Source organism: Ensifer sp. Root423 (assembly GCF_001426275.1).
GTDB lineage: Bacteria > Pseudomonadota > Alphaproteobacteria > Rhizobiales > Rhizobiaceae > Ensifer > Ensifer adhaerens.
The window spans coordinates 300,176-325,271 of sequence record NZ_LMEG01000012.1; the positions used below are offsets into that span (position 1 = coordinate 300,176).

Annotated in this window: 23 protein-coding genes; 15 read left to right on the plus strand and 8 right to left on the minus strand. The window is 62.2% G+C overall.

The genetic code is table 11. From position 1 onward, the window contains the following. The first annotated feature begins 1 nt into the window (after window position 1). The 4 genes from ASD01_RS14050 (at window position 2) to ASD01_RS14065 (ending at window position 5,168) form a co-directional block, all read left to right on the plus strand. Window positions 2–1,507, plus strand: coding sequence for a tripartite tricarboxylate transporter permease (locus ASD01_RS14050; RefSeq protein ID WP_034796995.1), 1,506 nt, complete (start codon window positions 2–4; stop codon window positions 1,505–1,507). Window positions 1,508–1,703: 196 nt separating this feature from the next. Then, complete coding sequence (locus ASD01_RS14055) at window positions 1,704–2,750, plus strand: acyltransferase family protein (RefSeq protein WP_034796993.1); 1,047 nt, start codon at window positions 1,704–1,706, stop codon at window positions 2,748–2,750. A gap of 177 nt (window positions 2,751–2,927) precedes the next feature. Beyond that, entirely contained in the window at window positions 2,928–4,691 is a 1,764-nt protein-coding gene (locus ASD01_RS37590) for a flagellin N-terminal helical domain-containing protein (RefSeq protein ID WP_034796991.1), read from the plus strand. Window positions 4,692–4,946: 255 nt separating this feature from the next. Further along, entirely contained in the window at window positions 4,947–5,168 is a 222-nt protein-coding gene (locus ASD01_RS14065; protein ID WP_034796981.1) for a hypothetical protein, read from the plus strand. Between the two features lie 104 nt (window positions 5,169–5,272). Here ASD01_RS14065 and ASD01_RS14070 read toward each other — a convergent pair whose 3' ends face one another. From ASD01_RS14070 to ASD01_RS14100, 7 genes are all read right to left on the minus strand, one after another. Then, window positions 5,273–6,520 carry a glycosyltransferase family 2 protein gene (locus ASD01_RS14070; protein WP_034797586.1) on the minus strand — a complete coding sequence of 416 codons (1,248 nt, stop codon included), beginning with the start codon at window positions 6,518–6,520 and terminating at the stop codon, window positions 5,273–5,275. A gap of 470 nt (window positions 6,521–6,990) precedes the next feature. Beyond that, the gene (locus ASD01_RS14075; RefSeq protein WP_034796975.1) at window positions 6,991–7,377 is read right to left on the minus strand and encodes a DUF930 domain-containing protein; all 387 of its coding nucleotides are present in this window, start codon (window positions 7,375–7,377) and stop codon (window positions 6,991–6,993) included. Between the two features lie 120 nt (window positions 7,378–7,497). Continuing rightward, complete coding sequence (locus ASD01_RS14080; RefSeq protein ID WP_034796972.1) at window positions 7,498–7,959, minus strand: YbaK/EbsC family protein; 462 nt, start codon at window positions 7,957–7,959, stop codon at window positions 7,498–7,500. An 89-nt stretch (window positions 7,960–8,048) separates the two neighbouring features. Continuing rightward, on the minus strand, window positions 8,049–8,237 hold the full coding sequence (locus ASD01_RS14085; protein ID WP_034796970.1) for a hypothetical protein: 189 nt from the start codon (window positions 8,235–8,237) through the stop codon (window positions 8,049–8,051). A 127-nt stretch (window positions 8,238–8,364) separates the two neighbouring features. After that, window positions 8,365–8,619, minus strand: a complete 255-nt coding sequence (locus ASD01_RS14090; RefSeq protein WP_034796969.1) for a GlsB/YeaQ/YmgE family stress response membrane protein — start codon at window positions 8,617–8,619, stop codon at window positions 8,365–8,367. A 156-nt stretch (window positions 8,620–8,775) separates the two neighbouring features. After that, window positions 8,776–10,071, minus strand: a complete 1,296-nt coding sequence (gene rhaI, locus ASD01_RS14095) for an L-rhamnose catabolism isomerase (protein WP_034796968.1) — start codon at window positions 10,069–10,071, stop codon at window positions 8,776–8,778. Window positions 10,072–10,085: 14 nt separating this feature from the next. Beyond that, window positions 10,086–12,185, minus strand: a complete 2,100-nt coding sequence (locus ASD01_RS14100) for a bifunctional rhamnulose-1-phosphate aldolase/short-chain dehydrogenase (RefSeq protein ID WP_034796967.1) — start codon at window positions 12,183–12,185, stop codon at window positions 10,086–10,088. Between the two features lie 203 nt (window positions 12,186–12,388). On the opposite strand from ASD01_RS14100, the gene ASD01_RS14105 reads away from it, so the two are divergent. The 7 genes from ASD01_RS14105 to ASD01_RS14135 all read left to right on the plus strand — a co-directional run bounded on the left by ASD01_RS14105 (window position 12,389) and on the right by ASD01_RS14135 (window position 19,769). After that, a complete protein-coding gene (locus ASD01_RS14105; protein ID WP_034796966.1) occupies window positions 12,389–13,201 on the plus strand; it encodes a DeoR/GlpR family DNA-binding transcription regulator in 813 nt (270 codons plus the stop codon). 117 nt (window positions 13,202–13,318) lie between these two features. Continuing rightward, window positions 13,319–14,308, plus strand: a complete 990-nt coding sequence (gene rhaS / locus ASD01_RS14110) for a rhamnose ABC transporter substrate-binding protein (RefSeq protein ID WP_034796964.1) — start codon at window positions 13,319–13,321, stop codon at window positions 14,306–14,308. Window positions 14,309–14,576: 268 nt separating this feature from the next. Next, entirely contained in the window at window positions 14,577–16,073 is a 1,497-nt protein-coding gene (locus tag ASD01_RS14115; RefSeq protein WP_034797583.1) for a sugar ABC transporter ATP-binding protein, read from the plus strand. Next, window positions 16,070–17,050: an ABC transporter permease gene (locus ASD01_RS14120; protein ID WP_034796963.1), complete on the plus strand. Its 981-nt coding sequence runs from the start codon at window positions 16,070–16,072 to the stop codon at window positions 17,048–17,050. The genes ASD01_RS14115 and ASD01_RS14120 overlap by 4 nt, the downstream gene beginning before the upstream one ends. After that, a complete protein-coding gene (locus ASD01_RS14125; RefSeq protein WP_034796962.1) occupies window positions 17,050–18,054 on the plus strand; it encodes an ABC transporter permease in 1,005 nt (334 codons plus the stop codon). Before ASD01_RS14120 ends, ASD01_RS14125 begins: the two co-directional genes overlap by 1 nt. Window positions 18,055–18,061: 7 nt before the next feature. After that, window positions 18,062–18,376 (plus strand): L-rhamnose mutarotase, encoded by a 315-nt coding sequence (rhaM, locus tag ASD01_RS14130; RefSeq protein ID WP_034796960.1) that lies wholly within the window; start codon window positions 18,062–18,064, stop codon window positions 18,374–18,376. Window positions 18,377–18,380: 4 nt separating this feature from the next. Continuing rightward, on the plus strand, window positions 18,381–19,769 hold the full coding sequence (locus ASD01_RS14135; RefSeq protein WP_034796958.1) for an FGGY-family carbohydrate kinase: 1,389 nt from the start codon (window positions 18,381–18,383) through the stop codon (window positions 19,767–19,769). Between the two features lie 51 nt (window positions 19,770–19,820). On the opposite strand, the gene ASD01_RS35990 is transcribed toward ASD01_RS14135, so the two are convergent. Further along, the gene (locus ASD01_RS35990) at window positions 19,821–20,063 is read right to left on the minus strand and encodes a hypothetical protein (protein ID WP_156552927.1); all 243 of its coding nucleotides are present in this window, start codon (window positions 20,061–20,063) and stop codon (window positions 19,821–19,823) included. Between the two features lie 395 nt (window positions 20,064–20,458). On the opposite strand from ASD01_RS35990, the gene ASD01_RS14140 reads away from it, so the two are divergent. From ASD01_RS14140 to ASD01_RS14155, 4 genes are read left to right on the plus strand one after another with little or no spacing between them, the layout of a single operon-like run. Then, window positions 20,459–22,075 (plus strand): globin-coupled sensor protein, encoded by a 1,617-nt coding sequence (locus ASD01_RS14140; RefSeq protein WP_034796956.1) that lies wholly within the window; start codon window positions 20,459–20,461, stop codon window positions 22,073–22,075. 41 nt (window positions 22,076–22,116) lie between these two features. Then, a complete protein-coding gene (locus ASD01_RS14145; RefSeq protein ID WP_034796954.1) occupies window positions 22,117–22,410 on the plus strand; it encodes an STAS domain-containing protein in 294 nt (97 codons plus the stop codon). Between the two features lie 4 nt (window positions 22,411–22,414). Beyond that, complete coding sequence (locus ASD01_RS14150; protein ID WP_025425897.1) at window positions 22,415–22,780, plus strand: response regulator; 366 nt, start codon at window positions 22,415–22,417, stop codon at window positions 22,778–22,780. Between the two features lie 19 nt (window positions 22,781–22,799). Next, window positions 22,800–25,091, plus strand: a complete 2,292-nt coding sequence (locus ASD01_RS14155) for a chemotaxis protein CheA (RefSeq protein ID WP_034796950.1) — start codon at window positions 22,800–22,802, stop codon at window positions 25,089–25,091. Window positions 25,092–25,096: the final 5 nt, after the last annotated feature.

Below are 25,096 nucleotides of genomic sequence, written 5' to 3' on the forward strand. Positions count from 1 at the left end.
GATGCTGGACGTCTTTATCAATCTCGGCCTCGGCATGACCGTGGCGTTCACCCTGCAGAACATCGCGCTCTGCTTCATCGGCTGTCTCATCGGCACGCTGGTGGGCGTGTTGCCGGGCGTCGGCCCGGTTGCCACCATCGCGATCCTGCTGCCGGTCACCCTCTCGCTCGATCCGACCGGCTCGTTGATCATGCTCGCCGGCATCTATTACGGCGCCCAGTACGGCGGCTCGACCACGGCGATCCTCGTCAACATTCCCGGTGAGGCAACCGCGGTCGTCACCGCCATCGACGGCCACAAGATGGCCCAGAAGGGCCAGGCGGGGCTTGCGCTCGGCCTGGCGGCGATCGGTTCGTTCTTTGCCGGCACGGTTGCCACCATCGTGATTGCCGCTCTCGGCGTTCCGATGACGCGCATGGGCCTTCTCTTCGGCCCGACCGAGTATTTTTCGCTGATGATCATGGGCCTCGTTTTTGCCGTCGTGCTGGCGCACGGCTCGCTTCTGAAGGCGGTTTCGATGATCCTCATCGGCGTGCTGCTCTCCTGTGTCGGCGCCGATATGGAAACGGGTCGCGAGCGCATGACCTTCGGCCTTGAAATGCTCCAGGACGGCATCGAATTCGTCGTGCTGGCCATGGGCATCTTCGGCTTCGGCGAGATCTTCAAGAACCTTGCCGATCCGGAATCCCGCGATGTCGTGCGCAGCCGCATCGGCCGCCTGTGGCCGACGCTGAAGGAGCTGAAGGATAACTTCCCGCCGATCCTGCGCGGCACCTTCCTCGGCTCTGTCCTTGGCGTTCTGCCGGGCAACGGCGCGATCCTCGGCCCCTTTGCCAGCTATGCGGTGGAAAAGCGTATGTCGAAGCGGCCGCAGGACTTCGGCCATGGCGCACCGGCGGCCGTCGCCGGCCCGGAAAGCGCCAACAATGCCGGCGCGCAGACCTCGTTCATCCCGCTTCTCACCCTCGGCCTGCCGCCGAATGCGGTGATGGCGCTGATGGTGGGCGCGATGATGATCCAGGGCATCGTGCCCGGGCCACAGGTGATCGAGCGCAATCCGGAACTGTTCTGGGGGCTCATCGCCTCGATGTGGATCGGCAACCTCATGCTGGTCATCATCAACCTGCCGCTGATCGGTCTGTGGGTGAAGCTGCTGCGCGTGCCCTATCGCCTCCTGTTTCCGGCCATCGTCTGCTTCTGCTGCATCGGCCTCTACTCGATCGCCAACGATGCGGCCCAGGTAATGATGGCCGCCCTGTTCGGGATCATCGGCTACGCCCTCTACAAGCTCGAATTCGAGCCTGCGCCGCTGGCGCTCGGCTTCGTGCTAGGCCGCTTGCTCGAGGAGAAGCTGCGCCAGTCGCTGATCATCTCCGGCGGCAGCCCGCTGACCTTCCTGCAATCGCCGCTGTCGGCAATTCTGCTGGCGATCGCCGTCATGGCGCTTGTGATCGCCATCTCGCCGTCGATGCGGCGAAACCGCGACGAGGTCTTCAAGGAAGCCTAAGGTTTGCTTCTAAACGTTGGGAAGGCCACGGGCACGCCGCGCCCGTGGCCTTCCTGTTTTCGGGCAGGCGCGCGAGGTATCGTCGCCGATCGGTCAAGAACATCGCTCTCTTCACAAGTGCGCGGAAGCGGCGTAATCTCCAAGGATATTCTTAAGTAGAAATAATTTAAGTAATAGATCCTGCGGGGACAAAGGAATGGCTGCGACGGGAGCGCGCGGCGACAGGCGGGAGCAAATTGACGGGCTTCGCGTGATCGCCATGACGGGGGTATTGTACGTTCATTACTGGAACGAGCATCCCACACTTGAATCTGTTCGAGTTTCACTCTTCTTCATCATCAGCGGCTTCTTGATCGGGGTGATCCTGCTGTCGGCAAAAGACACCCAGGCAACGATCAACGTCACCAATTTCTACATTCGCCGCTCGCTACGCCTGCTTCCGGCGCTGTTCCTGATGCTGTTCGTGGCGGCACTGTTCAACATGGATGGCATACGCAACAGCCTGGCGTGGCACACGTTTCAGATGTCGAGCCTGTATTTCGCCATCACTCAGGACTGGGAGCCCTGGGTTGCCGCGCATCTCTGGAGCCTCAACATCGTCGAGCAGTTCTACCTTACCGCTCCGCTGATCATCATCTTCCTGAGCCGGCGGCACATATTCGTGGCCTATGTCCTCATCTTCACGATGTCGGTGATCGCCCGAACCTATAGCGACGAGCTCGGTCTTCTCGCCTGGTCAAACATCGTTCTTGCCTTTGACCCGGTGGCGGCAGGGGCGATCCTGGCGCTGGTCAAGGACAATGCCGATGTGCGGGCGGTTCTGACGAGCAAGCTCAACAACCTCGCATCTGTCGCGATCATCGCGTCGCCTCTCTTCGTCGGTTTCAAGTTCGGCCATTCGGAAACCTATAAGTTGCTTTGCATCTACGCGCTGGCCTCGATCGTTCTGAGTTCCTACATCGGATACAAGGGCGTGTCGGCCTATCTCCTGGCAAACCCCGTCACGCGCTTCCTCAGCCGCGTCAGTTACGCGACCTATGTGTACCACATGGCGCTCTGGTGGCTGGTCGCAGAACAGTGGCCGGCGCTCTACAGGGCGGGGCCGATGACGTTCCTTATCATGAGCACCATCACGGTCATCGTCGCGACGATTTCCTGGCATCTGGTGGAAAAGCACTTCGACGCCCTGAAAGCCCTGTTCCCCGTAACCCAACCGGTGCCGCTGGCGGCCGAGCGTGCCTGACCCCGCCTGCAGGGCGAGGAGCAAGGGCGCAATTATTGCCAACCATCGGAAGGGCTGACGCAATATTTGCGCCCCGAGGCGAGGTTTCTTAAGTCGGTGTTAACCACGTATTTGGTTGTATCGCCACAATCACAGCGGCCCATGAAGGGCATTTTTCAATTTTAAGATGTCACTAATATGGTCAGCATTCTCACGAACGCTGGAGCGATTTCTGCGCTCCAGACTCTGCGTACGATTAACTCCGACATGGCTCAGGTCCGCGGGCAACTGAACTCGGGCCTGAGAATTCAGACGGCGGCCGACAACGCCGCCTATTGGTCGATCTCGACAACCATGCGCTCCGACGCCAAGGCCGTGTCTGCGGTCCAGGACGCGCTCGGGCTGGGAGCGGCCAAGGTCGAGACGGCCTATGCGGCGATGGATGCCGTTACCGGTATTCTCAGCGAGTTCAAGGCCAGGCTGGTGACGGCGAGGGAGCCCGGCGTCGACAAGGGCAAGCTCCAGAAGGAGCTCGACCAGCTCAAGCAGCAGATCCTGAGCATCGTGGATTCGGCGAGCTTCAGCGGACAGAACTGGCTGAGAACCAATGTCTCCGACATCTATGACAGCGATCTGAATCGCACGTCCGTCGCCTCCTCGTTTTCGAGAGACGCCCGAAACGGCGTGTCGCTGAACACGGCCGACTTTTTCCTGCGGGACTCCTCGCTGTTCAACAGCACCGGCGGCGGCATCCTGCAGGCCGACACGCGGGATCTGAGGACCGTCGGCGGGATCCGCTTCGTGACCTCGGTCGATGTCGACGGCTACACCACCAACAGCAACTACAACAACCGGGCGGGCCAGGCTGGCGAATTCGTGTTCCATTTCACGGGGCCGCTCAGTTTTTCGAACGCGGGCGACAAGATCACGTTTGACGTCATCGTCGACAAGGACAGCAGCTCTCAAGGTCTCTCGCTGCCGCTACACGCCGGAAAGACGACCTCGGTCACCGTCGATCGCACCACCGTCGACACGGTGCTCGGCGCCACTGCCAACGGCGTGATATCGGACTACACGCAATATGCAGCAGTGCTCGACCACGCGGTCAAGCAGGCGGGGGCCGGCGCCACGGTCAAGACATATAGACACCCCTATGAGCCTTACGCCCCCATTATCAATCAAATCGGCTTCATGACACAGCAGAACTCCGGCCTCGACGGGTCCTATGTCGAGGTCGCCAATCTGGTCGTCAGCACGTCGAGCGGCGGCGGAGCTGGTCTCGTTGAAAACTCGGATTTCGGCGAGCGCGGATCGGAGATGACGCTGACGTTCGAGCAATTCGAGGTCTACAAGGACGTCGTCGTATCCTTCAATTTTTCGGTGAACGGCGAAGCTCCCAGCACCCATTCCTTCGACCGCAATCAGGTGAACGCGCTGCTGGGCAAGGATACCGGCAAGATCGAAACGGTCGACGAGATGGTGACGGTGCTTCAGTCGCTCATCACCCGGCCGAACACCATCATTCAGAACAACGGCTCAGGCGGCATCCTGATAAAGTCCGATCCGGCCGTCGATCGGAAATCCGGTGCCGGAACCTTTATCGGCTTCACCAACATTGACGTGAACATCGAACCGATCGCCCGCAGAAACTTCCTTGACGTCGATATCGCGGCCAACCCGCAATCGGTCGATTCCTATCTCCACTACATCGAAGTCGTCCTGCAGCGGACCATCGACGGTGCAGCGGCGCTCGGTTCGCTGCTGTCGCGCATCGACATGCAAACGACCTTCGCTCAAACGCTGATGGCGACGATCGACAAGGGGGTCGGGCGCCTGGTGGATGCCGACATGAACGAGACATCGACGCGGCTGAAGGCCTTGCAGTCGCAGGAGCAGCTCGGCATTCAGGCTTTGCAGATCGCCAACTCCGACGCTCAGAACATCCTGCAGCTCTTCCGCTGAGACAAGCCGCAGAGGTGGATTTGGAGGGCGCGATTAAGAGGGGAAAATATCGTCGGCTCTGCCGACCTGGCTTCGACTGACCCGGGAACTTAACCCAGCCGAGACTCCTCGGCTGTCACCTGCGTTACAGGCGTGTCGCAGCTTCTGCCTATTCTGGCGCCCGGGAGGACCTGAGCGGCGCAGTTCGTCGCCGCACAATTTAGGCCGCGACGTCCGGAAAAAACGGGGGCGCGGCCGGGTCAACGAGGATTAGACATGCGTAAACTTGCGACACTCTCTCTGGCAGCTTTGGTGACTGCGACGGTCGCCGTGGGCGGCGTTGCTCCGGCATTTGCCGGCGGAAGCTACTACAAGGGCGTATCGACAACGCCCATCAACGAAGGCCACAAGAGCGAGAAGTACAACCCTGAGGCCAAGGTCGTGAACCGCCCGCCGCCGCGCAACGGCGCCTATTACAAGGGCATCATGCGCAAGTAATGCGGTATCCGTGGGGCGTGCGTGGTCAAGCGGCCTTTTTGCCCGTCGCGCTACCCGGCATAACCTGCGAAACAAACGAGGGCGCCAGCGGCGCCCTTTATATTTTAAAGCAGAACGTGGTTGAGGATGTCGCTTTCGCTGACCACTAGGTTCGGCAGGTGCCCCTTGCGAAGATAGTGCTTGCGATCGCTGTCGGCCGTGACGAAGACGGCGGTGCGGCCAATTTCGTCCGGCGTGAGTTCCGTTGTACCGGGAACGACGGCGATATGGGAGCGCAGGCCAAGGTCACGCAACAGCTCTTCGATCGCACCATGGTCTTCGACGCCGTGCAGCACCAGACGATCGATCTCGGCGACCGCGTTCGTGTGCCACATCACCGTCTGCAGGGCGACCATGAGCGGCAGAACGCCCTTTGATCGCTGCAGTTCGGGATGGTGTTCGAAGCCGCCGAGCATCAGGCGAGTATAAAGCTCATAGGCGCGGATGTAGTCCTTCTTCGCGAGCCACATGCGCAGGGCGACCGTCATGCGCAGCATGGTGAAATCCCTCACCTGCGCATCGAGATAGGCCCGGCGCTCCGGTGTTAGCCGCACGGCGCCGCGCTTGGCACCGGAATAGAGAAAATATTCAAGGCCGCCGCGGTAGCTGTCCCAGGCGGTGAGCACGTCGGCATGGCCGGCTTGCGGTCGGTCGCGGGCGATCTTCGAACGGGTGACCTGTCGGTAGAACGGCTTTCTCAGGAAGGCGACGGCGCCCTGCTCCAGAAAATGGGCGAGATAGGCGAAGGCCCAGTAGGCGAAGTTCCTGGGCACCCAGGCCGACCGTAGCGCCGACGCCCGGTAGATGCCGATTTCCGGAAACACGTGTCGCTCGCAGAGGAAGTCGAACACTTCCTCGGAAGCGCGCTTCTTGAACTTCGTGTCCTTGTCGACGATGTAGAACGGCGGATCGTCGCGCTCCTCGACTTCGTCATGCGTGTACCAGGGCGCGTAGCAAGCGGTGACTTCCGGATTGAGATCCAGGTAGCGGATCGCCTCGCGCATGCCTTCGTTGATCAGGATGTCGTCGTCGGCGAGATAGAGCACATATTCGCCGGTCGCGCGGCTGAAGGCGCTGACGACGTTGGCGCCGGAACCGTAGTTCTCCGCCTGCCTGAGGTAGCGGATCGGCAGGCCCTTGGCGATGAAACGCTCGGCCACGTCGCGCGTGTCGTCCGTAGACGCGTTGTCGGAGATGATGATCTCGTACTTATAGGAGAATTGGTAAAGGTCGACGAAGTAGGCGAGCGACTTCTCGAGAAAGGCTGCGCGATTGTAGGTTGGAATGCAAATGCTCAGCTTAACCTGGCTCACGCGCCTCTCCATGGTGCTTTTCTCGCGCGGTTTCCAGTCTCTTCGGACGTTGCCGTTGCCCGCATCGCCAGCCTTGGCGCTGCCCGCACGGCGCAGGTGTTCCGCGCATACAGGGAACGCCCCCTGCACATTCCTTATTCCGCTTCGATCTTGTGTGAGCCTTGTCTTGGATAGGCGATGTCGGCCCCCTCTCGGCGCCGGTCGAGCGCAGTTAACGCTTTGTTAACCATGCTGGCGCACTCTCGGATCAGGCTCACGCCGCCCCTTGTGCGACGGACCGGAGCTGCCGGACGGGATACGCCGTCGCGTTCGTTCCGATGGAGCCGAGGTAAGGGTGTACGATATGGCAGAGCACATGATGAAAATGCTGATGAGCATCATGGCCGCGCTCTCGTTCGGCTCCCTGCTCTTTCTCGTGGCCATCCTCTAGGGCTCTCTGCCCTCAAGGCCACCGCGTCCTTCGACGCCTGTCAGGGATAAAGGTAGAATTCGTCCCAGCTCTCGTGCGGCACAAGCTCGCCGATCTTGTATTCGAAGGACAGGACATCCAGGTGCTCGGCGTCGGTGCGGCACTTGAACTTCAGCTTGTACCATTCGCCCTTGCTGCGGAACACGGCGCCCGGCGCCTTCATCTTGTCTTCCTTCACGACCGGTTCGGCGAAAGTATAGGCAATCACCTTGTCCGGTTTGAAGCTCGACTTGTCGGCGTTGATGCGCTCCATCGCTTCGGTGTCGCAGCGCTGCTCCAGGCGGGTCTGCGGGTCGAGCTTCTCGAACTGACGTACCAGGGACTGATCCATCGCCAGCGCCGGGGAGAATGTGGCGGTGAAGACGAGCGGGTACGCGAGTAGCTTCATGCTTGACGGACTCCTAGGAACGGAAAGGACCAACCCGGCAAATCACTGCCGGGGCGCGCCTGCGGTTTCAGTTAAGCTTTGTGGCCATTCCAAGGCAGGCCCCGTATCCGCAACGGCAAACTACGCTTCCGATACGTCGATCCACTCGGCGCCGGTCAGCTCGGCGATGCGGGTCGGGCTGATGTGCACAGCCGCATTGGTGGCACCGGCGGCCGGCACGACGATGTCGTAGGCCTTGAGCGACAGGTCGCAATAGATGCTGTGCGGCTTGGCGAGACCGAAGGGGCAGACGCCGCCGACCGGGTGGCCGGTCTCGGCTTCCACCTCGTCGAACCCAAGCATGCGGGCCTTTGTGCCGAAGCGGGCCTTGTACTTCTTGTTGTCGAGGCGGGCGTCGCCACGCGTGACGATCAGGATCACGTCGTCGCCGACGCGAAGCGCCAGCGTCTTGGCGATCTGGGCGGGCTCGACGCCGTGGCCCTCGGCCGCAAGAGCAACCGTGGCGGTGCTTTGTTGTAGCTCGATGACGTCGATATCTGGGGCGTGCTGGGAGAAGAAGTCTTTGACGGAGGTCAGGCTCATGGCGAACAGTTCACGCTATTGAAAAGGCAAGGGGCGGCCGCCGCGGCGCAAGAAGCGCTATGGTCCTTCGTGCCGGGCGCGCAAATCTCTCAATCGTCGTTGGAAGCGTCAAGGTCTTCCGGGCGCAGACCTTCCTGCTGCGGTGGCAGGTAGCCGTGATTGGTGAACCAGTTTTCGAGGATCGCGATGATCGCCTGATCCCGTGTCTGCATTCCCGGGTGATCCGCAATGAACGACTTGAGCGCCGTTTCGATCTTGTCGGTGTAAAGAGCGTTCATGCTCGCCTCCGTCTGGCTATGTGCGATGTCCCGTCCAGCAGATCACAGTGCTACAGCCCCCTTTGCGCGTCCAGATGGAACGGCCGGGGATATCCCGGGCGCGAAGGGTACTGCGGCCGACGATGGGTCAGGCCTGTTTGACAATGCGGATCAGCACCAGAAGGATGACGGCACCGATCGTCGCGTGCAGGATCGCTGAAAGGATGCCGGTGCCGAGGCTGATACCGATCGCCGGAAAGAGGAAGCCGGCGATGAAGGCGCCGATGATGCCGACGACCATATTGCCGATGAGGCCGAAACCGCCGCCCTTGACAATGAGGCCGGCGAGCCAGCCGGCGACCGCGCCGACGATCAGGAAGACGAGAATGCTTTCAATGCCCATGAACGGGTCCCTTTCCGTTGAATCTCCAAGGGAAAGATAGATCAGGAATTGAAATCAGATAGGGGGCAATTTCATCGCGCAGCGATTTTTTGAGCCGTCGAGCGTGGGATGCGGCGCCGGGCCTCAAATGGCAGCCCGGCGCCGCTCGTTTCAGGGTCAGACGATACCGCCCCCGCCGCCGGCAACGGCCGGGCGCTCAGCCGCGACTTTCGCGCGGTAACCGCTCTTGCGATAGGCCGCGACAGGTGCGATTGCGCCGCCGCTTTCGAGCCGCGCCATTGCGAGAATAGGCTCGACGTCGGTGCGGAAGGCTACCTTCAGCGTCTCGCTCGCCATCAGCGCGTCGTTGTCGTCCTGGTAGCCCGCGAGCGCCTGGCGGTCGACAATCAGCGCCTGGGCATAGGCGCGGCAGACCTCGGTGGCACTCGTCATCAGGCTTTCGATCGGGTCGGTGACGTTGTGGCTCTGGTCGAGCATGTGCGCCGGCTCGAACCCCTTGGCCTTGCGGGTCTCCGCATCGACGAGTTCGTTGAAGACGAGGAACAGCCGGTAGGGATCGATCGAACCGGTGTCGAGATCGTCGTCACCATACTTCGAATCGTTGAAGTGGAAGCCGCCGAGCTTGCCGAACTGGATGAGGCGGGCGACGATCATCTCGATGTTGACGTTCGGCGCATGGTGGCCAAGGTCGACAAGGCAGAAGGCCTTGGGGCCGAGCTCCTGGGCGATCAGGTAGTTGCTGCCCCAGTCCTGGACGACGGTCGAATAGAAGGCCGGCTCGAACATCTTGTGTTCGGTGTAGACGCGCCAGTCATCCGGCAGCGCCGCGTAGACCGATTTCATCGCGTCGAGATAACGCTCGAAAGCGCGGGTGAAGTTGCTCTGGCCGGGGAAGTTGGAGCCGTCGCCGACCCAGACCGTCAGCGCCTTGGACCCAAGCTGCCGGCCGATCTCGATGCATTCGAGATTGTGCTCCACCGCTTGGGCGCGCGTGGCGGCGTCGGCATGCGACAGCGAGCCGAACTTGTAGGAATGTTCCTGGCCCGGCGCGTCGGAGAAGGTGTTGGAGTTCATCGCATCGAAACCGAGGCCGAGCGACGTGCCCTTCTCCTTTAGTTCGGAAATGTCGCTCACCTTGTCCCAGGGGATATGCAGCGAGACGGTCGGCGTCGCCCGGGTCAGCTGCTGGATGACCGCGCAATCCTCGAGCTTGTCGAAGATGTTGCGCGGTTCGCCCTTGCCGGGGAAGCGGGCAAAGCGCGTGCCGCCGGTGCCGACACCCCAGGAAGGGACGGCAACACCGTAGGCGGTGACCTTCCGTTTGATCTCGTCGATCGCGATGCCGCGCCGGCTGAGCCTTTCGCCGAGGCTCTCATAATCCCGGCGAAGTGCAGTGAGCCGGCTTTCGTTCTCGGCCTCGACGGTCGCCTGGCTGATCATGGTGGTCGTCATGAAACTCTCCTCGATCAGCGGGTGAAGGACTGGGCGTTGCCCGCGTCGACATTGATGATGTTGCCGGTCGATTTCGCCGACATGTCGGAGGCGAGGAAATAGATCGCCTCGGCGATATCCTCGGGGAAGACGCTGAGCTTCAGCATCGAGCGCTCGCGATAATGCGCCTCGAGGTCGTCCACATCCATCTTGTAGGCGGCGGCGCGCTGTTCCTTCCACTCGCCAGTCCAGATCTTCGAGCCGCGCAACACCGCGTCGGGGTTCACGACGTTGACGCGGATCTGCGCGCCAGCCCCTTCGAGCGCCAGGCAGCGGGCGAGGTGGATTTCGGCCGCCTTGGCGGTGCAATAGGCAGATGCGCCGGGGGAGGCGGCAAGACCGTTCTTGGAGGCGACGAAGACGACGTTGCCGCCGGCCTTCTGCTGGCGGAAGATGCGGAAGGCTTCACGCGAGACGAGGAAGTAGCCGGTCGTCAGGATGTCGATGTTCTTGGTCCAGAGCGCCAGCGTCGTGTCTTCGATGGCGGCTGACGAGGCGAGGCCGGCATTGGAGACCAGGATATCGAGGCCGCCGAAGGCGAGCAGAGCGTCGGCAAAACCGCCCTCGACCGCAGCTTCGCTGGTGACGTTCATGCTGACGGAGCGGACGAAATCCTTGCCGTAGCGCTTGGACAGTTCGCCTTCGGCCGCCGCAAGCGCGGTCTCATCGATATCGGCGAGCACGACGCAGGCGCCTTCCTGCATCAGCCGGTTGGCCGTCGCCTTGCCGATACCGCCGGCGCCGCCGGTAACGAGCGCGATGCGGCCGGCGAGGCTCTTCGGCTTCGGCATGCGCTGCAGCTTTGCTTCCTCCAGCAGCCAGTATTCGATGTCGAAGGCTTCCTGTTCCGGCAGGCCGACATAGGTGGAAACGCCGGAGGCGCCGCGCATGACGTTGATGGCGTTGACGTAGAACTCGCCGGAGATGCGGGCGGTCGCCTTGTCCTTGGCAAAGGTGATCATACCGACGCCGGGCACGAGATAGACGACCGCGTTCGGGTCGCGCATGGCGGGGCTGTCTTCGTGCTTGCAGCGCTCGTAGTAGGCCGCATAGTCGGCGCGATAGGCGGCGATCGCTTCGGGCAGCGCTGCCAGCGTCTTGTCGACATCGGGACTGGCCGGATCGAAATCGACCACCAGCGGCCGGATCTTGGTGCGCAGGAAATGGTCGGGGCAGCTGGTGCCAAGAGCGGCCAGCGGCTTCAGATCCTTCGACGTGACGAAATCGAGCACGGCCTGGCTGTCGTCGAAATGGCCGACCTTCTTCTCGTCGGCGCTGATCAGCCCGCGGATGACCGGCATCAGCTTGCGGGCGACGTCGGCGCGGGCGGCCGCGTCGAGCGCCGGCTTCGCCGCGCCGCCAAAAGCAGGCTTGGTGTTCTCGGCCTCGAACCAGGCGATCGCCTTGTTGATGATCTCGACCGTCGTCTCGTAGGCTTCTTTCGCCGTGTCGCCCCAGGTGAAGAGGCCATGGCTTTCAAGCACCACACCGCGTGCGCGCGGGTTTTCCAGGCAGAACTTTTCCAGCCACAGGCCGAGCTCGTAGCCCGGGCGCTTCCACGGCAGCCAGCCGATGTCGTCGCCGAAGATCTTTGCCGTCAGCTCGCGGCTGTTCTTGGCCGCGGCAATCGCGATGATTGCGTCGGGATGCATGTGGTCGACATGCTTCTTCGGCACGTAGGCATGCAGCGGCGTGTCGATCGAGGCGGCGCGTGGATTGAGGTTGAAAGTGCAGTGCGGCAGGTAGCCGACCATCTCGTCTTCGAACGCGACACCGCGATAAATCGACTTCAGCGCGTTGAGCTTGTCCATATAGAGAGTGGCAAAACCGTCGAGCTTGATCGTTCCGACGTCGCCGCCCGAACCCTTGACCCAGAGCACCTCGACCGTGCCGCCCCCAAGCGGATCCTTCTCCATCACCTTGGCCGAGGTGTTACCGCCGCCGTAGTTGGTGATGCGCTTGTCGGAGCCGAGCAGGTTGGAGCGATAGAGCAGGCGCTCGGATTCGCTCATGCCGGCAGCCTTTGCCTCGTCCCAAAGGTTTGCAAGTCGCGCACCCTGCTGCTTGTCGAGCATCTCGAATTTCCTCCCGGTCTGATATCGCGCGGCTTGGCGACCGCGCAGAGATGTGGTTGGCATCAGATCACAGGACTTGAGCGTTAAAGTCAATCAAAAACGATCAAGTTCGCGCATATTGCGCTGCACAATGAAAAAATATGATTGTTTGTGATTGACAATGGTCGATCGTGATGGAAGCATGAACGCCATCGGAGGAACGCATGCACGAGAAAGAAAGACACCGGATCATTCAGTCGGCGGTTCAGGAAAAACCCGTCGTCACCGTCCAGGAGCTGGTCGATCTGACCGACAGTTCCGAGGCGACGATCCGGCGCGATATTGCAGCCCTCCACGTGCAGAAGAAGCTGCGACGGGTGCGCGGCGGCGCCGAGGCGATCAATCCGCCGCAATTCGTCGGCCTTGCCGGTCGTCCGTTCAAGGTCAACGAGGGCCTGCACGCCCGCGAAAAACAGGCGATCGCCAAGGAGGCGGTGGCGCTCTGCGAGGATGGCGAGCCGATCATCATCAATGGCGGCACCACGACCTTTCAGATGGTGCATTTCCTCAGCAATCGGCGAATGCAGGTTTTCACCAATTCCTTCCCGATCGCCGAGCATCTTTTGAAGCATTCGAAGAACACGGTGATGCTGTCGGGCGGCACGATCTACCGCGAGCAGAACATCATCCTCAGCCCCTTCGACAATGACGTGACGCGCAATTTCTATGCGCGCCGCATGTTCATGGGGGCACAGGGCTTAGGCCCGCTCGGCCTGATGGAGGCGGATCCGCTGTTGATCCAGGCGGAGCAGAAACTGATCGACCAGGCCGACGAACTCGTCGTGCTGGTGGACTCCTCGAAGTTTCACAAGCGGTCGAGCCTCATCCTTTGCGGGCTGAAGCGGATCGCCACTGTCATTACGGATTCAGGCATCGAGGACAGGCATGCCGCGATGCTTGAAAATGCCGGTGTGCGGCTGGTCGTTGCCAGCTCGAGAGCCGGCACAGATGCGGAGAACATGTCCTCGTCCGCCTGAGGGGTGGGCGAGGAGAGGGGAAGGTGACGCTCACGGCCGGAGGGGCCGGGGCATCGCCAATGGAGGAAATCGCGCCGGCGACGCTTGTCGCGTGCCGGTCATTGGGAGGAAATGAGCATGAAGATCCTGAAGTCACTGATGGTCACGGCCGCCGTTTCGCTGGCGCTGATGGCCAATGCCGCGCATGCGGAAAACAAGAAGATCGCGCTCGTGGTCAAGGCGCTCGGCATCGGCTTCTTCGAAGCCGCCAACAAGGGCGCGCAGGAAGCCGCCAAGGAGCTCGGCGACGTCGAGGTGATCTATACCGGCCCGACGACGACGACCGCCGAAGGCCAGATCGAGGTGATCAACTCGTTGATCGCCCAGAAGGTTGACGCCATCGCCGTTTCCACCAACGACACCGACGCCCTCGTTCCGGCGCTGAAGAAGGCGATGGATCGCGGCATCAAGGTCATCTCCTGGGACTCAGGCGTCGCCAAGGATGGCCGCCTGATGCACCTGAACCCGTCGTCGAGCCCGCTGATCGGCAACATGATCATCAAGCTCGCCGCCGACAACCTGCCTGAGGGCGGCGATGTCGCGGTGCTTTCAGCAACGGCGACCTCGACCAACCAGAACACCTGGATCGCCGAGATGAAGAAGGTCCAGGGCAACTACAAGGGCATCAATGTCGTCGCGACCGTTTATGGTGACGACCTCGCCGACAAGTCCTATCGCGAAACGCAGGGCCTTATTCAGTCCTATCCGAACCTGAAGGCGATCATCGCGCCGACCTCGGTCGGTATCGTTGCCGCCGCCCAGGCCGTCACCGACGCCGGCAAGATCGGCCAGATCAACGTCACCGGTCTCGGCCTTCCCTCGGAAATGGCCGGCCACGTGAAGTCGGGCGCCTCCAAGTCTTTCGCGATCTGGAACCCGATCGACCTCGGCTACTCCGCAACGATGGTCGCCTACGACCTGATCAACGGTGCCGAAGCCAAGCCGGGTGCTGAACTGAAGATGGGCCGCATGGGTGCCGTCAAGCTCGACGACAACAACGAAGGCGCGATGGCCGACCCGTTCGTCTACGATGCCAAGAATGTCGAGGAATTCGCCAAGATCTTCTGATCCGGCGAAAGCCCCTCATCCGCCTGCCGGTCCCTTCTCCCCGCTTGCAGGGAGAAGGGACAAGCGGCAACGGTTTGCCCCCCCTTCCCGACGAGGAGGGAAGAGAGCGGCATGCCCGTGCCTTCTCACCGCATGCGGGGAGAAGGTTAGGGTGAGAGGCAAGCCGCGCGGGCGGATACGAGGGCATACGAGGCCCGAACGACTTCGCGTTAATCGAAACGACTGAATGGTGGACTGTCTCTTGCTGCAGGATACGCTCACATCGCGGATGAAGCCCGCCATTGCGCTCGAAGGGATCTCGAAGTCCTTTCCCGGGGTGAAGGCGCTCTCCGATGTTTCGCTGGCGCTCTATCCGGGGTCGGTGACCGCGCTGATCGGCGAAAACGGCGCCGGGAAATCGACGCTGGTGAAGATCCTGACCGGCATCTACCAACCGGACGAGGGCACGATCTCCGTCGGTGATCAGGAGGCTCATTTCCCGACGGCGCTGGCGGCCGCACGCGCCGGCGTCACCGCGATCCATCAGGAAACCGTGCTCTTCGATGAGCTCTCGGTCGCCGAGAACATTTTCCTCGGCCACGCCCCGCGCAATCGCTTCGGGCTGATCGACTGGAAGAAGCTCAATGCCGATGCGCGTGCCTTGCTTTCGCGCGCCGGTGCCGATCTCGATCCGACCATCCGCCTGCGCGATCTCGGTATCGCCAAGAAACATCTGGTCGCGATCGCCCGAGCGCTGTCGATCGATGCGCAGGTGGTGATCATGGACGAGCCCACGGCCGCCTTGTCGCACAAGGAAATCCACGAACTCTATGCCCTCGTCGAACGGCTGAAGGCAGACGGCAAGGCGATCCTGTTCATCAGCCACAAGTTCGATGAAATCTTCCGCATCGCCGACCGCTACACGGTGTTTCGCGACGGAACGATGGTCGACGAAGGGCTGATCGCCGATGTCAGCCAGGACGAACTGGTGCGCCTTATGGTTGGCCGCGCTGTCGGTTCGGTTTACCCGAAGAAGGATGTGGCGATCGGCGAACCGGTGCTCACGGTCTCCGGCTACCGCCACCCGACCGAGTTCGAGGACATCAACTTCGAGCTTCGCCGAGGCGAGATCCTTGGCTTCTACGGCCTGGTCGGCGCCGGCCGTTCCGAGTTCATGCAGTCGCTGATCGGCGTCACCCGGCCATCGGCCGGTGCCGTCCGGCTCGATGGCGAGGTGCTGGTGATCCGCAGCCCGTCCGAAGCGATCCGGGCTGGCATCGTCTATGTGCCCGAAGAGCGCGGCCGCCAGGGTGCGATCATCGGCCTGCCGATCTTTCAGAACGTCACGCTGCCGTCGTTGTCGCGCACCTCGCGCTCGGGCTTCCTGAAGCTTGCCAACGAGTTCGCGCTTGCCCGCGAATACACCACGCGCCTCGACCTGCGCGCCGCCTCGCTCGATCAGGATGTCGGCACGCTTTCGGGCGGCAACCAGCAGAAGGTCGTGATCGCCAAGTGGCTGGCGACGAAGCCGAAGGTGATCATTCTCGACGAGCCGACCAAAGGCATCGACATCGGCTCCAAGGCCGCCGTGCACGCCTTCATGAGCGAGTTGGCGGCACAGGGCCTGAGCGTCATCATGGTCTCCTCGGAAATCCCGGAGATCATGGGCATGTCCGACCGCGTCATCGTGATGCGCGAGGGGCGGATCGCCGGGCGCTTCGAGCGCGCCGAACTGACGGCGGAAAAGCTGGTGCGTGCCGCAGCCGGCATTCAGGAGGCCGCGTGATGGCAAACATCCTCAGGAATCGCGAACTGCTGCTGGTCGGCGCGATCGCCGTGCTGCTGGCGCTGATCACCTGGCGTTTCCCGCCCTTCGTCGCGCCCGCGAACCTCGGGCGCGTCTACAACGACACGTCGATCCTGATCATTCTGGCGCTTGGCCAGATGGCGGTGATCCTGACGCGCTGCATCGATCTTTCGATGGCCGCCAACCTCGCGCTCTCGGGCATGGTGGCGGCGATGCTGAACGCCGCCTTTCCGGGCCTGCCGATCCCGCTGATCATCCTTGCGGCAGTTGCGCTCGGCACTTTGCTCGGCATGATCAACGGCGCGCTCGTCTGGAAGCTTGACATTCCGCCGATCGTCGTAACCCTCGGCACGCTCACCATCTATCGCGGCCTGATCTTTCTCTTGAGCGGCGGCAAGTGGATCAATGCCCACCAGATGAGCGACGCCTTCAAGGCATTGCCGCGCGACGAGCTCTTTGGTTTCCCGGTTCTCTCCTGGCTCTCGCTGGTGATGATCGCGCTCGTTTTCCTGCTGATGAGCCGCACGGCGCTCGGACGCGCCTTTTATGCGGTCGGCGGCAATCCGCACGCGGCGGTCTATACCGGCATCGATGTCGGCCGCACCCGCTTCTCGGCCTATTGCATATCCGGCGCGCTTGCCGGGCTCTCGGGCTATCTTTGGGTGTCGCGTTATGCCGTCGCCTATGTCGACATCGCCGCCGGCTTCGAACTCGACATCATCGCAGCCTGTGTGATCGGCGGCATATCGATCGCCGGCGGCATCGGCACGGTAGCAGGCGCGGTGCTCGGTGCGCTGTTCCTTGGCGTGATCAAGAACGCCTTGCCGGTCATCAATATCTCGCCCTTCGCCCAATTGGCGATTTCGGGCATGGTCATCATTGTCGCTGTTGCCGTCAACGCCCGCGCCGAGCGGCGCAAGGGCCGCGTCATCTTGAGAAAGGCGGAGGCTGTCTGATGGCCGAGACGCACCTTACCCCACGACATATCCCCGATCGGCTGGAAGGCCGCAGCGCGCGCCTGCTGAAGAGCTGGGAAAGCCTGCTGCTTGTCGTCGCCTGCCTCATCTTTCTCGGCAACTCGCTGGCCTCGCCCTACTTCCTCGACCCGTGGAACCTCTCGGACGCGACCTTCAACTTCACCGAAAAGGCGATGATTGCCTTCGCCATGGCGCTGGTGATCATTTCCGGCGAGATCGATCTGTCGGTGGCCTCGATCATCGCGCTCGCCTCGACGGCGATGGGCTATGCCGTGCAACTTGGCTTCGACACGCCGGCGCTGGTGGTGATCGGTCTCTCTGTCGGGCTTCTTTGCGGTGCGATCAACGGCCTCTTGATCACCGGTCTCGGGTTGCCCTCGATCGTGGTGACCATCGGCACCATGAGCCTCTTCCGCGGTCTTTCCTTCATCATCCTCGGCGACCAGGCTTTCACCGGTTATCCCGACAGCTTCTCGTGGTTCGGCCAAGGCTATGTCTGGTGGGTGTTCTCCTTCGAGTTCACGCTCTTCGTTTCCCTCGCGGTCGTCTACGGCGTCGTCTTGCACAAGACAAATTTCGGCCGCGCGGTCTATGCCATCGGCAACAATCAGACGGCGGCGCTCTTCTCCGGCATCCGCGTTGCGCGCATCAAATTCATCCTCTTCCTCCTGACCGGGTTGATGGCCGGGCTTGCCTCGATCTGCCTGACCTCGCGCCTCGGCTCGACGCGCCCGTCGATCGCGCTCGGCTGGGAGCTGGAGGTGGTAACGATGGTGGTACTCGGCGGCGTCAACATTCTCGGTGGCTCCGGCACCATCCCGGGCGTCGTGCTGGCCGCCCTGATCATGGGTATGGTGACCTTCGGTTTCGGCCTGCTCAACGTGCCGGGCATCGTCATGTCGATCTTCATCGGCCTGCTGCTGATCTCGGTGATCGCGCTCCCCATTCTCTGGCGGCGCGCCCGTCAGCGTCTCGCACATTGAGGATCCGATGGAAAAATACGCGTTCCGTATGCGCCTGAACCCAGGCATGGCCGCCGAATACAGGGCGCGGCACGATGCCATCTGGCCGGAACTGGCCACCCTGCTGAAGGAGGCCGGCGTCTCCGACTACTCCATCCATCTGGACGAGGAGACCAGTCTGCTTTTCGGTGTGCTCTGGCGGACCGACGATCACCGCATGGCCGACCTGCCGTCCCATCCCATCATGCAGAAATGGTGGGCCTATATGGCCGATATCATGGAAACCCATGGCGATAACGAACCGGTGGCGGTGCCGCTGACGACCGTTTTCCATTTGGACTGAAAAGATGCGGGTTGTTGGCGTTATCGATATCGGCAAGACCAATGCCAAGGTCGCAGCCGTTGATCTCGACCGTTTCGAGGAGATCGCCGTCCGCAAGACGGCGAATGCGGTGCTGACTGATGGTCCTTATCCGCATTTCGATGTCGAGCGTCTCTGGGCCTTCCTGCTCGAAAGCCTCGCGTCACTCCATGCCGAACACGCCTTTGAGGCGATCTCGATCACCACCCACGGCGCGACCGCCGTCGTGCTCGACGCATCAGGCAACCTGGCGCTTCCGGTTTTAGACTATGAGCACGCCGGTCCCGACAGCCTCGCCGCCGAGTATGATAATGTCAGGCCGCCCTTTTCCGAGACCGGCTCCGCGCGCCTGCCGATGGGCCTCAATGTCGGCGCCCAGCTCTATTGGCAGCAGAAGACCTTTCCCGACGACTTCGCCAGGGTCGCCTCGGTCCTCACCTATGCGCAATATTGGACCTATCGACTGACAGGTACGCTCTGTAACGAGCTGACCTCGCTCGGCTGCCACACGGATCTCTGGACCCCACGGGCAGGGACATTCTCGTCTCTTGTCGAAAGCCAGGGCTGGACGCCCCTCTTCGCACCGGTGTTGAAGGCGAGCGATATCGCCGGAACGCTACTGCCAGAGCTTTGTTCGGCAACGGGCATTGCATCAGGGACCCCCGTCTATTGCGGCATTCACGATTCCAACGCCTCGCTGCTGCCGCATCTCCTGACACGTACCTCGCCCTTCTCGGTGGTCTCAACCGGCACCTGGGTGGTGATGCTTGCGGTCGGTGCCGAGGCGAAGATGCTCGATGAACACCGCGACACGCTGATCAACGTCAACGCGCTTGGCGATCCCGTACCCTCCGCCCGCTTCATGGGCGGCCGCGCCTTCCAGCTTCTGTTGGGGGAGGGGGCGCGCCCTGTGTCGCCGCAAACGGAAGAGGCCGTGGCCGGGGCCGGCCACATGCTGCTGCCGTCCATTCCCGAGGGATCCGGTCCCTTTCCGGCCGCAAAAGCGATCTGGACGACGGACGAACGGGAGCTTGGCCCCGCCGAACGCTTTGTCGTCGTCTCGTTCCATCTGGCGCTGATGACAGCCACCTGTCTCGACCTGATCGGCGCGCGCGGCGATATCGTCGTCGAAGGGCCCTTTGCTTCCAACAGGACCTATCTGCGCATGCTCGCCGCAGCGACGGGCCGGCCGGTCTTTGCCGATCCCCACAATATCACGGGTACGAGCCTCGGTGCTGCGTGTCTGGTTAAGGGATCCGCGGTCAGGACCGGGGTCGAGCCGCTTGCGGGCGAGATCGCGGAGAGCCTCGCCGCCTATGCGCAGGCATGGCAAAAGGCGACGCAGGACCATGTGTGCAAAGAAAAGCGGCCGTAGAACATCCGTCCCCGGCCGCAGAGATGCCTGGTTGTGTCAGTAAGAGACGGGCTAAAGCCCGATCAAAACACAGAGCTGCGCTTTGCCGACCGGTTGTGCTCGATGTTGAGCACGATCGATACTGCCATCATTGTCAGGATTGCTGTGAGTGCGGCGCCAATGCCAAGAACAATCATTGTTCGTTTCCTGTAAGCGCATCGTCATGATGTCGCTTTGCGTGATGCGAAGGTTTCTTCGCGCATGCAGCGCCCACTTCACTTTCGCTTCGATACGCGAGCGCAAGTCGAAGTACAATTCTAAACTCTTGTGATTGAGAACCTGTTGGTTTCAGGCGTGTTTATTACAGTTTTGTTGCAGCGCAAAAATGGCGCGTGAAAACACCCTGTGAATTTTAGTGATTCCGATTAGAGGCGAGGGACCGTTAACCTTCAAGCAAGGAATTAACCATAAACATGGTCCCACACGTCGGAATGGGATAATTCACAAGTCTCCTCAAGGCATGATGCCGCCCCGCCGTACCGGTTCCGGTCCGGTATCCATTCTTCACCGAATTTACTTGCGGGATGAACGACAGCAGACGCTTTTCGGCGGAGGCTGATCTCATCGATGTGGCGTGCACGTCCGGTGGACCGTGGCTCTCCCTGATGCTCCCCAGGCAAGTTCCGAACGTGCAGCACCGGGGATCAGCGTTGAGGCAGGAAGCATCGTCAGAACAGGCAAAAAAGGGCCAGGCAGGCAGCCTGCTGGAGCGCCTGCGCTTTGCCGGGCTCGACGACGAGAGCTGCAACCGCGTCCGCGATCACAGGCAAAAGCTTTCTCCCCGGATTGATCAGGCGCTTCGCGACCTCTTCCAGCGCCTCCAGACCTATCCCGACGCCGCCCGCCATTTCGACAGCGACCGCCAGATCGACCGCCTTCAGGATCTTCAGTCGTCGCACTGGAACGTGCTGACCGACGCACGCTTTGACGGGCTTTATGCCGAGCGCATCAAGGTGCTCGCAGACACCGCAAGCCGCATGGGCCTCGACCCGCGCTGGCAGATGGCAAGCCATGCCGTCGTGCTCGAACATCTCATCGTCGGACTGATCGAAGACGCCTGGCCGCGATCCTTCCTGCCGATTGGCAAGGCGCGCCGCCGCGAACTTTGCGACCTCGTCGCCGCTCTGGTGCGCACGACCTTCGTCGACAGCGAGATCGGCGTTTCGCTCCGCTTCAACGCCCTCCGCCAACAGCACCAGCGGCAGCTCGCCGAGCAGCGCAGCGCCGACGAGCTGGAGGTCAAGGCGCTCTTCGGCGACTTTGCCGAAGGCGTGAGCCAGGGTGATCTCGGCGCGCGGTTGCCGGAAACGGCGGTCGAAGCCTATCAGCCGATCGTGGCGAGCCTGAACGCGGCACTCGAACAGATCCAACAAAGTCTTCAGGCCTCCGATCAGCGCAGCCAGGCTGCCGGGGTACTGGTCGACCGCATGCGCGACGGCGCGACAGCCTTCACGGACAAGGCGAGCGCTGAAGCCGACGCGCTTTCCGGGCAGCTTGCCGTGCTCTCCGACATGGCCGGACGCATGGCGACCGGTTCGGGCCGGATCAGCGCCACGGAAACGAAGGCCAACGAGACCCGCATTGCCGTCGAGCGCAGCGGCGAGATAGCCGGCCAGGCGATTTCCGCCATGGCCGACATCGAGGCGTCGGCCGAAAAGATCGGCCAGATCATCGGCGTCATCGACGAGATCGCCTTCCAGACCAATCTTTTGGCGCTCAACGCCGGCATCGAAGCGGCGCGCGCCGGCGACAGCGGTCGCGGTTTTGCCGTCGTCGCCCAGGAAGTGCGTGCGCTGGCACAGCGCTCCGGCGAAGCGGCGCGCGAAATCAAGCAGCTCGTTTCCGGCACCAAGGCGCAGGTCGAGACCGGCGTCGAGATTGTCGGCCGCACCCAGGACGCGATCAGCAGCATCGTCGAGCAGGTCACGTCGATCAATTCCGCCGTCTCCGGCATCGCCCGCGAGGCGGAGCAGCAGGTCGGCGACCTCCGCGGCGTCGCGACCGAGATCGGCACGATCTCCAGGGGTGTCGAGGCAAGTGCCGCGCTGGCCGGCGAAACCGTCCGTTCGTCGGACGATCTTCATACGGTCATCGTCGAGCTCGGCGAGACCATCCGCCAGTTCCGCCTGGAGCGTCGCCATCCGGCCGCATCGGCGCGCGCCGGCCGCGAGCCCTTCCGTCACACATCCGCCGTCGTTGCCGAAGAGCCGGCCGCACCGTTGTTTGACGACGGGCTGCAGCGGCAGCTCGCCGGTTGGCAGCGCTGATATCAAGGGCAGTAGAGAGTTAGCAGTCGAGGAAGACAGAAATGGCCAGCAAGAAGACCGCCCAGAAGACGCTTAGCCTCGCTCCGGTTCTGGACCTGAATGAGGCAACGGCACTGCACGAGAAGCTGCTCGCGCTCAAGGGCAGCGATATCGTGATCGACGCTTCCGCGGTCGAGCGGGTCGGGACGCTTTGTGTCCAGGTGCTGATGGCCGGCGCCAAGACCTGGGAAGAGGAACATTTGTCTTTCACCTTCAGCAAGGTGTCGGACGCTTTCGAGAAAACGACACAGCTCATCGGGGTCGAGATCGACCACCTGATGGCAAAGGAGATTTGAGAAAATGAAGAAGCGAGTTCTGACGGTCGACGACTCCCGGACGATCCGAAACATGCTGCTGGTCACGCTGAACAATGCCGGTTTCGAAACGATTCAGGCCGAGGACGGCGTCGAGGGTCTTGAGGTCCTGGAAGAAGCCAATCCGGACGTGATCGTCACCGACATCAACATGCCGCGTCTCGACGGCTTCGGCTTCATCGAAGGCGTGCGCAAGAACGATCGCTACCGCGCCATTCCGATCCTGGTACTGACCACCGAAAGCGACGCGGAGAAGAAGAACCGCGCGCGTCAGGCGGGTGCAACCGGCTGGATCGTCAAGCCGTTCGACCCGACCAAACTCATCGATGCAATCGAGCGCGTAACGGCCTGAAGTCCGGGGATAGCCTCCAATGGATATGAACGAAATCAAAGAGATCTTCTTCCAGGAATGCGAGGAACAACTCGCCGAACTGGAATCGGGTCTGCTGAAGCTCAATGATGGCGACCGCGACCCGGAAACGGTCAATGCCGTTTTCCGTGCGGTGCACTCCATCAAGGGTGGCGCCGGCGCCTTCGGGCTGGACGACCTCGTCTCCTTCGCGCACGTGTTCGAGACGACCCTTGATTGCGTTCGTTCCAATAGGCTCGATCCCGGACCGGAAGTTCTGAAGGTGATGCTGAAGTCGGCCGACGTACTCGCCGACCTCACCAACGCTGCGCGCGATGGCGGCAGCGTCGACGAGGCGCGCAGCCGCCAGCTGATCAAGGAACTCGAGGCGCTCGCAAACGGCGAAGTTCCACAGGCGTCGGCAGCGCCGGCCGAACCGGTTGCCAAGCCCGTCGCTGCCGTGGCTCCGCCGCCCGTCAACGACGAAGGCTTCCAGCCGGTCGCCTTCTCCTTCGATGACTTCGACGCGGCTGAAGAGCCGCCGCTGATGGAAATGCCCACATATGAGATCGTCTTCAAGCCGAAGTCCGATCTCTACGCCAAGGGCAACGAGGCAACGCTGCTTCTGCGCGACCTCTCGCGCCTTGGCGAGATGAGCATCCATTGCGACATGGGCGCACTGCCGACGCTCGATCGGCTGAGCCCGGAGAGCGCCTATTTCTTCTGGAAGATCTCGCTCAAGACCGACAAGGGCGAGGACGCGATCCGTACGGTTTTCGAATTCGCCGAGTGGGATTGCGACCTGGAGATTTCGCTGGTCGAAGACGAGGCGACGCAGTCGGGCGAAGAGCTGCCGATGCAGCCCGTTCCCTTCGACCTGTCGATCCTTGACGACGAACCGGCGGTATCGGTCGGTGTCGTCGAGGAAGAAGAACAGCTTGCCTCCCAGCAGCAGGATCGCGACGCCGCGGTTTCAGCCGCCGGCACGGCCAGCAACGTGCTGCAGATGGCGCAGTCCGCCGCCCGCGCACCGGCTGAGAAGGCAGCTCCCGCGGCCAGCGCCGCCGCCCAGAGCGCTGCCGCCCAGCAGGCCGCTGCATCGGCTGCAACGCCGACCATTCGCGTCGATCTCGATCGCGTCGACCGCCTGATCAACCTTGTCGGCGAACTCGTGATCAATCAGGCGATGCTCTCGCAGAGCGTCGTCGAGAACGACACCAACGGCACGTCCTCGATCAACATGGGCCTCGAAGAGCTGCAGCAGCTCACCCGCGAGATCCAGGATTCGGTGATGGCGATCCGCGCCCAGCCGGTGAAGCCTGTCTTCCAGCGCATGTCGCGTATCGTTCGCGAAATCGCCGACATGACCGGCAAGTCGGTCCGCCTGATCACCGAAGGCGAGAACACCGAAGTCGACAAGACGGTCATCGACAAGCTCGCCGAGCCGCTGACCCACATGATCCGCAACGCGGTCGACCACGGCCTCGAAACGCCGGAGAAGCGCCTTGCCGCCGGCAAGAGCGCCGAAGGCACTGTGCGCCTGACGGCAAAGCACCGTTCCGGCCGCATCGTCATCGAGCTTGCCGACGACGGTGCCGGCATCAACCGTGAGAAGGTGCGCCAGAAGGCGATCGACAACGACCTGATTGCCGCTGACGCCAACCTCTCGGACGAAGAGATCGACAACCTGATCTTCCACGCCGGCTTCTCGACGGCCGACAAGATCTCTGACATCTCCGGCCGCGGCGTCGGCATGGACGTGGTCAAGCGCTCGATCCAGGCGCTCGGCGGCCGCATCAACATCTCCTCGAAGCCGGGCCACGGCTCGGTCTTCACCATGAGCCTGCCGCTGACGCTCGCCGTGCTCGACGGCATGGTGGTCACCGTCGCCAACCAGACACTGGTAGTGCCGCTGACGGCAATCGTCGAAACGCTGCAGCCGGAAGCCGCAGCGATCCATTCCTTCGGTTCCAACCAGCGGCTGATCTCGATCCGCAACTCCTTCTGCCCGCTCGTCGACGTCGGCCGGATCCTGAATTTCCGTGCCATCCAGGCGAACCCGGTCGAAGGCGTCGCCCTGCTCGTCGAATCGGAAGGTGGCGGCCAGCGCGCCCTGATGGTCGATGCGATCCAGGGCCAGCGCCAAGTGGTGATCAAGAGCCTCGAGGCCAACTACACCCACGTGCCGGGCATCGCCGCGGCGACCATTCTCGGCGACGGCCGCGTGGCGCTCATCCTCGATGTCGACGCGATCGTCGCCGCCTCGCGCGGGCATTCGCTGAAACCTGAAATGTCACTGGCTGCAGTCGGATAATGACA

Bases quoted from the DNA above. Each gene is read 5' to 3' on its own strand.
- ASD01_RS14050 (WP_034796995.1), top strand. From the start codon at position 2: ATGCTGGACGTCTTTATCAATCTCGGCCTCGGCATGACCGTGGCGTTC.
- ASD01_RS14055 (WP_034796993.1), top strand. From the start codon at position 1,704: ATGGCTGCGACGGGAGCGCGCGGCGACAGGCGGGAGCAAATTGACGGG.
- ASD01_RS37590 (WP_034796991.1), top strand. From the start codon at position 2,928: ATGGTCAGCATTCTCACGAACGCTGGAGCGATTTCTGCGCTCCAGACT.
- ASD01_RS14065 (WP_034796981.1), top strand. From the start codon at position 4,947: ATGCGTAAACTTGCGACACTCTCTCTGGCAGCTTTGGTGACTGCGACG.
- ASD01_RS14075 (WP_034796975.1), bottom strand. From the start codon at position 7,377: ATGAAGCTACTCGCGTACCCGCTCGTCTTCACCGCCACATTCTCCCCG.
- ASD01_RS14080 (WP_034796972.1), bottom strand. From the start codon at position 7,959: ATGAGCCTGACCTCCGTCAAAGACTTCTTCTCCCAGCACGCCCCAGAT.
- ASD01_RS14085 (WP_034796970.1), bottom strand. From the start codon at position 8,237: ATGAACGCTCTTTACACCGACAAGATCGAAACGGCGCTCAAGTCGTTC.
- ASD01_RS14090 (WP_034796969.1), bottom strand. From the start codon at position 8,619: ATGGGCATTGAAAGCATTCTCGTCTTCCTGATCGTCGGCGCGGTCGCC.
- rhaI (WP_034796968.1), bottom strand. From the start codon at position 10,071: ATGACGACCACCATGATCAGCCAGGCGACCGTCGAGGCCGAGAACGAA.
- ASD01_RS14100 (WP_034796967.1), bottom strand. From the start codon at position 12,185: ATGCTCGACAAGCAGCAGGGTGCGCGACTTGCAAACCTTTGGGACGAG.
- ASD01_RS14105 (WP_034796966.1), top strand. From the start codon at position 12,389: ATGCACGAGAAAGAAAGACACCGGATCATTCAGTCGGCGGTTCAGGAA.
- rhaS (WP_034796964.1), top strand. From the start codon at position 13,319: ATGAAGATCCTGAAGTCACTGATGGTCACGGCCGCCGTTTCGCTGGCG.
- ASD01_RS14115 (WP_034797583.1), top strand. From the start codon at position 14,577: ATGAAGCCCGCCATTGCGCTCGAAGGGATCTCGAAGTCCTTTCCCGGG.
- ASD01_RS14125 (WP_034796962.1), top strand. From the start codon at position 17,050: ATGGCCGAGACGCACCTTACCCCACGACATATCCCCGATCGGCTGGAA.
- rhaM (WP_034796960.1), top strand. From the start codon at position 18,062: ATGGAAAAATACGCGTTCCGTATGCGCCTGAACCCAGGCATGGCCGCC.
- ASD01_RS14135 (WP_034796958.1), top strand. From the start codon at position 18,381: ATGCGGGTTGTTGGCGTTATCGATATCGGCAAGACCAATGCCAAGGTC.
- ASD01_RS14145 (WP_034796954.1), top strand. From the start codon at position 22,117: ATGGCCAGCAAGAAGACCGCCCAGAAGACGCTTAGCCTCGCTCCGGTT.
- ASD01_RS14150 (WP_025425897.1), top strand. From the start codon at position 22,415: ATGAAGAAGCGAGTTCTGACGGTCGACGACTCCCGGACGATCCGAAAC.
- ASD01_RS14155 (WP_034796950.1), top strand. From the start codon at position 22,800: ATGGATATGAACGAAATCAAAGAGATCTTCTTCCAGGAATGCGAGGAA.